The sequence below is a fragment of the Bacteroidia bacterium genome (genome assembly GCA_016218155.1).
Classification (GTDB): Bacteria; Bacteroidota; Bacteroidia; order Bacteroidales; family GWA2-32-17; genus GWA2-32-17.
The window spans coordinates 1-7,023 of sequence record JACREQ010000043.1; the positions used below are offsets into that span (position 1 = coordinate 1).

The following is a 7,023-nucleotide window of genomic DNA, read 5'->3' on the forward strand; positions in this document are numbered from 1 at the left end:
CAACGTTTCAAATTTGTACGTGTCGTAATTAGTTGCAATAATTTTCTTTAGGCGTGTCATGCGAAGACTGCGGGGTTGTGGGCTGGGTAAAAAATTTGGTTTCAATGCTTTGTTAAAAGTATTGTGATTTTCAATTTCTGTCAACAAGGAACAAAATTGCTCTTTGAGTTTTGCGAAAAGTGCAATGGCTGAAAATTTATTTGAAAAACAGTCCTTCATTTTTGTTTTTAAATTTTTTACGAAGTGAAGCTTGGCTTTTGCGTGCTATGGTTGCTAACGGTTTGCGGTTGAATTTGGCAGGCTTTTACTTGCAGTCATTGTCAAACCGCTAAAATGTTTGAACTATGTTATTCATGTCAAGTTGCCCATAACAGCCTGCTAAATTTTAACCGTGTGTTATGGGCTGGTTTTATTTACCTGTTAAGTATTAATTTTTTGTTCCTTGTAATTTTGCCACAGTCAATGTCAAGTTTGCACAGATAAGCTCCATTAGTGAGTCCAATTAAGGAAATATTAAGTTCATTATTGCCTGGGTTAAGTTTAAATGATTTAATTTGGGTTCCTTCTATGTTCGTTATGGATATTATTCCTTTGCTCTCAAGTGGCAGGAAGTATGGAATAACAACAGCTCCATTTGTTGGGTTAGGAATACAATTTCCAAGGTATTCTGGTTCCGGTATCAGTTCTTCTTTTATATTTGAATACGGTGTATAATAACGGGCAATGTTATTATATGGTAAGGTAAAAGCTCCTCCCACATAAAGCGTGTCTTTATATTCTTGTAAAGCAAATACCGTACTGTTTGGACCAATTACTTTATGCCACTGAACTCCATCCCAGCGAGCAACATATATTGTTGTAGAATCACTTCCTACTATCAGCATTGAACCACCAACATATAAATCGCCATGATACATTGTCATACACCGAATACCACCAGAAAGCCCCTGATCAAGACTAAACCAATTGTTTCCATTCCACCCTGCAATGTAGTTTACATTTATACCATGTATTCCTCCAACAAGGTTGAATGCTCCTGCAACATACAAATTGTTATGAATAGTATCGGCAGTCATAGTTAACGCACGATCACTTAATCCTGTGTCTAAATCCATCCATTGGACACCATCCCAAGAGGCAATGTTAAAAGCTACTTGTGTACCTGCATAGTTAAAATCTCCAGCAATATATAATTTATTGTTTAGTGTAGTCATTGTCGTTACTTCTGTCATAAACCCTCCTGTGACTCCACCACTAACATTGCTCCAGTTGCTTTCATTCCATTTTCCTATACGGTTTACATTTACACCTCCAATTTTTGTTATATTTCCTGCTGCATATAAGTTGTTATTATATGTTGCCATTGCTTTAATCTGACCTACATCATTATTGGTACTACCTGCACTTAACCAGTTTGTCCCATTCCATCGGGCTATGTGATAAGTATTCGGCACACCATTAGCATAGAAAAAATCACCACCAGCATATAATTCGTTATTATAAACAGTAAAACTATATGGAGTTCCATATAAACCTGAACCAACAGTATTCCAATTTGAGCTATTCCAAACGGCAATACTCTGTGAATAGAAATTATTTACAGAATCAAACCATCCACCAACATATAAATTATTATTATATTCTTTTAAAGCATAAACTTGGTTATTTGTTCCTCCTCCAACATCTTGCCATGTTTGTGAATAACAAATAATAGGCACTAAGAAGATAATTAACAGGTATATTTTTATTTTCGCTTTCAAGATATTTATTTTCTAAACTTGCCCATAACGGTTTGCGGTTGAATTTGGCAGGCTTTTACTTGCAGTCATTGTCAAACCGCTAAAATGTTTGACATTTGTATAATTGTCAAGTTGCCCATAACAGCCTGCTAAATTTTAACCGTGTGTTAGGGGCTGGCTATTTTTCTTTTTTTGTTTTCAATCCATTATTTGTATTTAATGTTATTTTTCTTTTTAGGAAAATGAATTTCCTTTTCTCAAATGAAAACTGAGCAGTCTCCTTGTCAAATGAAAAGTTTGAGAATCCACATATTTTTTTGTCCCATGTAAATACATCACATCCACAGTTTTTATTTTTTTCACATATAATAGTATTATTTAATGAATTAAATACAAAAACATGTTCTTGGTCAAAATATGTAGTTCGATTACGATTTATATCTTCAATTATCCACATACATGAAATTATAGTTGAATCAAAAAAATAATATTCAAATCCTGTATTTTTGTCAATGAACCATTTTTTTGCTCTTGCTTTTAAATCGTCAGAATTATAGCCATATTTTACTGAAGGATCTATTTGCCACAAATTACCTTTATATATTTTAAAATCTGAGCTTATATTTAAATTCTTAATTCCAGAATCAAAAAATATTACATTTTGTCCTTTTGTAAAAAAAGTCAAGAACATAAAAGACAAAAAAAGTTTAATTATTTTATTCATTGGATTTCTTTTATAGCTTGCCCCTAACGTTTTAAGCTACGGAACGACGAGCATTTACTTGCAGTCGGTGTCAAACCGCTAAGAATATTGAATAATGTTATAAGTGTCAAGTTGCACATAACTGCTCGTTGTTTTCGTAGGTGGTGTTATAGGCTGCCGTATTTATTTTGTCAAGTTGATGCAATTTTAATTTATTCAATTCTCCAAAGTCTTTTCTTTGATTTGGCTTTATTTATTATCCAATAATGTTTATTTACAGTCGAAAGAAGTGGTAAGCAAATTATAGATACAACTGTTGAAATACCAGCAACGCGAAAATATTGGTCGCCATTAATTTCGCCATTTTTATAGTCAATTGAAATAAGTGGTGCTACAATTAATGCTGAAACAATTCCTGAAACACTAATCGTAGAAAAAGGATTACCGCCTGATTTACTTACTCCAATTCTACAAATATCTTTTTTACAAATTGTGATTGTGTCAGTAATATTTACACTCGAATCAGGGTAGAATAGATATGTGTTATAATCAGTTGTAAATAGTTTTATAGAGTCTTTACAAACTTCTGTTAAGTTTCCAAATGTAGAAATTACTGTTCTAACATTATTGATTGTATCAACTTTTGTCTGATAATCTATAGAAATTTCAGTCGTAGACTTTCCTTTAATAATTCTAGTTTTATTTTCATTTGATTGATTTAATAATTTAATATATACATATTGTCCAAAAAGATTACTGTTTAGGATTAATAGCAATATTAAAATAAGTATATTCTTCATGTTAATTTAAATTTAATTTATTACTTTATTCATTTAGTAAGTCTTTTTTTACGGTTGCCTATAACGGATGGAGCTTGACATAGCTGGGCGATTAGCCCTAGTGGATGTCAAGCCGCTGGGGTGTTTGTATTTTGTTACTGCTGTCAAGGAACCACCGCCCGCCCAGTTATGTTAAGGTAGTGTTAGGTGCTGTAAGTAGTTGATGTCAATGTGAACCAACATTGATGTCAACGAGGTGCGAAATATGCAGTCTGTAAATTGCGTCAACGAGAACCGAGATTGAATATTAAAATCCAACGCGTGTGAGGTCAGGGATATTTTATTAATTAATTGAGTCATACGAAATTTAAAACTAATAAAAAAAGTCCGAATTTATTTTTTGTTGGTGAATATTTTTGTAAACATTAAAAAACTGTTTAAAATCGTCTAGTCGCAACAACGTGTCAAGGAGATATGTGATTTTAATTTTGTCAAGTTGCAAACAGTTTTTATGATTAACACAATTCTCGGATTTGTTTTTTTTCACTTATAGCACCTAACGGTTTGCGGTTGAATTTGGCAGGCTTTTACTTGCAGTGATTGTCAAACCGCTAAAATATTTGAACCTTGTTATATTTGTCAAGTTGCCCATAACAGCCTGCTAAATTTTAACCGTGTGTTATGGCCTGGTTTTTTTAGTCAATGAAAAGGTGTCATTTAATTATTAGCTTCTTTGTTTCTACGTTGTTGTCCGTTTGTATTTTTATTAAATATATTCCATTTACAAGTTTACTTACATCAATTTCAATAGTGTTTTGATTTTGAAAATATTTTTCAATAATTTGTTTACCTTGAATATTGAAAACACTTACAACAGTTAATGTGGAAGTCTTATTATTTGAAATAGTGATTTTATCATTTGAGGGGTTTGGATAAAAACTTATTTCAGAATTAAAATTTTGATTTTCTTCATAAAAAGTGGTTCCACCATTTGTGGTTTTTAATATTGTCCCATTATCACCAACTGTATAACCTGTAGTATTGTCGGTAAAGTAGACTGAAAGCAAACCATTCATTGTTGGAACCGATGATGTTGACCAAGTTAATCCCGAATTAATAGTCTTGAGAATTGTTCCCCATTGTCCAACGATAAAACCATTATTTTCATCAGTAAAATAAATTGAATACAACTGATTTGTTGTACCACTTGTTAAAGCAGTCCATGAATTCCCAGCATTTATAGTTTTAAGAATTATACCACCACCACCACTTACAAAGCCTGTATCCGAATTAAGAAAATATACTGAAAGTAAAAAAATAGAGGTGCCACTTGAAAGTAAAGTCCAAGAATCACCAGCATTAACAGTCTTGAGAATTATACCATCTACACCTACTGCATAACCTGTATTAGAATCTGTGAAATTTATTGACAATAAATCTTTATTTGTACCACTTGGTAATGCTGTCCAGTTAATTCCTCCATTGTATGTTCTTATTATTTTACCGGCATCACCAACTGCATAACCAGTTGTTGAATTCGTAAAATATACAGAATACAATCCATTAATATTAGAGGTTCCACAAGCTAATTGAGTCCAAGTATTACCTGCATCTACTGTTTTAAGAATTATTTCATTCCAGCCAACCGTATAACCGGTATCTAGTGTAGGAAAACAAATAGAATAAAGCGTATTTAAAGTGCCAGAGAATAAAGTTGACCATGTAATACCATTTGTTGTTTTTAGAATGGTTCCTTGTTCTCCAACAGAATAACCTAAGTTTGGTGACAAGAAAATTATATCAGATAATGAATTTGAAGTGCCAATAGAAATTTGAAACCACGAATTTCCAGTATCAATTGTTTTTAGAATAGTACCATTATCACTTACCACATATCCCGTATTAGAGTTTATAAAAAAGATAGACTTTAATGAAGAATAATAACCTGTAGATAATAATGACCATGAAGTACCAGCATCAATAGTTTTAAGAATTCTTCCACCCATTCCGATGGCAAAGCCTATATTTGAGTTTACAAAACGAATTGAATATAAAGGGGTGTCAATTAAACAGGATAATGCTGTCCATGTATTGCCAGCATTTACAGTTTTTAATATTATTCCATGATAGCCTGCAAGATAACCTGTGTCTGGGCTTGTAAAGTAGATTGAATTAAACATATAACTTGTGAAGCTTGTTAGTAATGACCATGAACTACCAGAATTAATTGTTTTATAAATTTTATAATTTGCAACAATATACCCAGTATTTGCATCTGTAAAGTAAATTGAAGTTAGATTTTCAGTTGTCCCACTTGGTATTATTGTCCAAGAATTACCAGCGTTTATGGTTTTTAAAATAGTACCATTTCCACCAACAGCAAAACCAGTATTTGAATCTGTAAAAGTAACTGCAATTAATCCCCAAGTTGTGCCACTAACCTGATTAGTCCATGTTATACCATTATCATTTGTTTTAATAATTATACCACCACTCCCAACGGCATAACCGGTATTTGCACTAGTAAAAAAAACAGCATTTAAATTATTAGAAGTTCCAGTTGACAAAATTGTCCATGTAACTCCACCATCGATAGTTTTGATTATTGTACCAGTATTACCAACTGCAAAACCTGTATTGCTATCTGTAAAACATATCGAATATAATGGATTGCCTTGAGGTATAGGATTTATCCATGTCCATTGTGAAAATGTATAGGTTGAGATAAATATAAAACAAATGAAGAAGAAAATGTTTTTCATGTTTCTATTTTTTAAGTCCATTTAAGCATATAAAGAATCATTTTTAAAACTTGGCCATAACGGTTTGCGCTTGGAAAATCTGGGCGATTAGCTGCAGATTTTGTCAAGGAGCGGGGAGGTTTGTAATTTGTTAATTTTGTCAAGTTGCACCGCCCGCCCAGGTTTTGCCATGCTTGTGTTACCTGCTGGGCGTTTTTTCGTCATTAAAGTGATGACGATAAAACTCTATTTGCTTTCCAAATATAAAGTGTCAGGACAAAGGTCAATGCCATTAGACCATTGAATACTTCCCAGAAATGGTTTTACTGAATTAAATAAACTCACGTCCTTTAATTCTTTGAAAAGTCCAATTCCTAAATATGGTTTAACGTCAAAACTTTTAACTTCTCCGTTACTAAAAGTAATTAAAAGATTAAAGTCCTGCTCTGGTTTTACATTGATTACTCTTGGATTCATAATGTATTATTTTAATGGATCTATTTTAAAAATAGTTTCACCTTTAATAGCTAATTCCCAGTCAGCCATTAATTCGTCATTATGTATTTCAACCCATGCTTGAACAAGTTTCATTTTATTAGTCTTCAAAGTCCCTTCCAATAATTGACCATCAATAATTGAAATAACGGCTTCTTCGTCTTGATATTTCACATGAATATGAGGCAAATTATGCTGTTTATTGTCCAAATAATACATGGAGATAATAATACCGTAAAACATTGAAATTATTGCCATAACCTATTTTTAAAATTATTTCTTAATACAAAGATAATACATTTGTGTGAAAAATCGTAATATTATAAGAACCAAATGTTTCACTTAAATATTAAGTCTAAAAGACTTTGGTTTTAATTACAAGTCAAAATCTTTGTTGTCCTGAGTTTTTTTGTACGCCTTGCAGGTAACCTTTAGATTTGTCTAAGTTAAATTTTTATTAATTTTAAAAGGACCGGAGGTGAACTTCGCGCTAACAAAGTTAATGGCTTATGAACCGATTTAGACCTCCGTATCCTTTTGCAGCGAACAAATTCATATAGATATTA

6 protein-coding genes are annotated in these 7,023 nt (G+C 32.1%); all 6 read right to left on the reverse strand.

The features are described 5' to 3' along the window. Window positions 1-413: 413 nt before the first annotated feature. Window positions 414-1,760: a T9SS type A sorting domain-containing protein gene (locus HY951_07740; GenBank protein MBI5539933.1), complete on the reverse strand. Its 1,347-nt coding sequence runs from the start codon at window positions 1,758-1,760 to the stop codon at window positions 414-416. Window positions 1,761-1,917: 157 nt separating this feature from the next. Next, window positions 1,918-2,463: a hypothetical protein gene (locus tag HY951_07745; GenBank protein ID MBI5539934.1), complete on the reverse strand. Its 546-nt coding sequence runs from the start codon at window positions 2,461-2,463 to the stop codon at window positions 1,918-1,920. Window positions 2,464-2,654: 191 nt separating this feature from the next. Beyond that, window positions 2,655-3,242, reverse strand: coding sequence for a hypothetical protein (locus HY951_07750; protein MBI5539935.1), 588 nt, complete (start codon window positions 3,240-3,242; stop codon window positions 2,655-2,657). Between the two features lie 692 nt (window positions 3,243-3,934). Further along, on the reverse strand, window positions 3,935-5,983 hold the full coding sequence (locus tag HY951_07755) for a T9SS type A sorting domain-containing protein (GenBank protein MBI5539936.1): 2,049 nt from the start codon (window positions 5,981-5,983) through the stop codon (window positions 3,935-3,937). A gap of 225 nt (window positions 5,984-6,208) precedes the next feature. Continuing rightward, window positions 6,209-6,439 (reverse strand): DUF2442 domain-containing protein, encoded by a 231-nt coding sequence (locus HY951_07760; GenBank protein ID MBI5539937.1) that lies wholly within the window; start codon window positions 6,437-6,439, stop codon window positions 6,209-6,211. A 6-nt stretch (window positions 6,440-6,445) separates the two neighbouring features. Continuing rightward, window positions 6,446-6,715 carry a DUF4160 domain-containing protein gene (locus HY951_07765; GenBank protein MBI5539938.1) on the reverse strand — a complete coding sequence of 90 codons (270 nt, stop codon included), beginning with the start codon at window positions 6,713-6,715 and terminating at the stop codon, window positions 6,446-6,448. Between the last annotated feature and the right edge of the window lie 308 nt (window positions 6,716-7,023).

Bases quoted from the DNA above. Each gene is read 5' to 3' on its own strand.
- HY951_07745 (MBI5539934.1), bottom strand. From the start codon at position 2,463: ATGAATAAAATAATTAAACTTTTTTTGTCTTTTATGTTCTTGACTTTT.
- HY951_07765 (MBI5539938.1), bottom strand. From the start codon at position 6,715: ATGGCAATAATTTCAATGTTTTACGGTATTATTATCTCCATGTATTAT.
- HY951_07755 (MBI5539936.1), bottom strand. From the start codon at position 5,983: ATGAAAAACATTTTCTTCTTCATTTGTTTTATATTTATCTCAACCTAT.
- HY951_07750 (MBI5539935.1), bottom strand. From the start codon at position 3,242: ATGAAGAATATACTTATTTTAATATTGCTATTAATCCTAAACAGTAAT.
- HY951_07760 (MBI5539937.1), bottom strand. From the start codon at position 6,439: ATGAATCCAAGAGTAATCAATGTAAAACCAGAGCAGGACTTTAATCTT.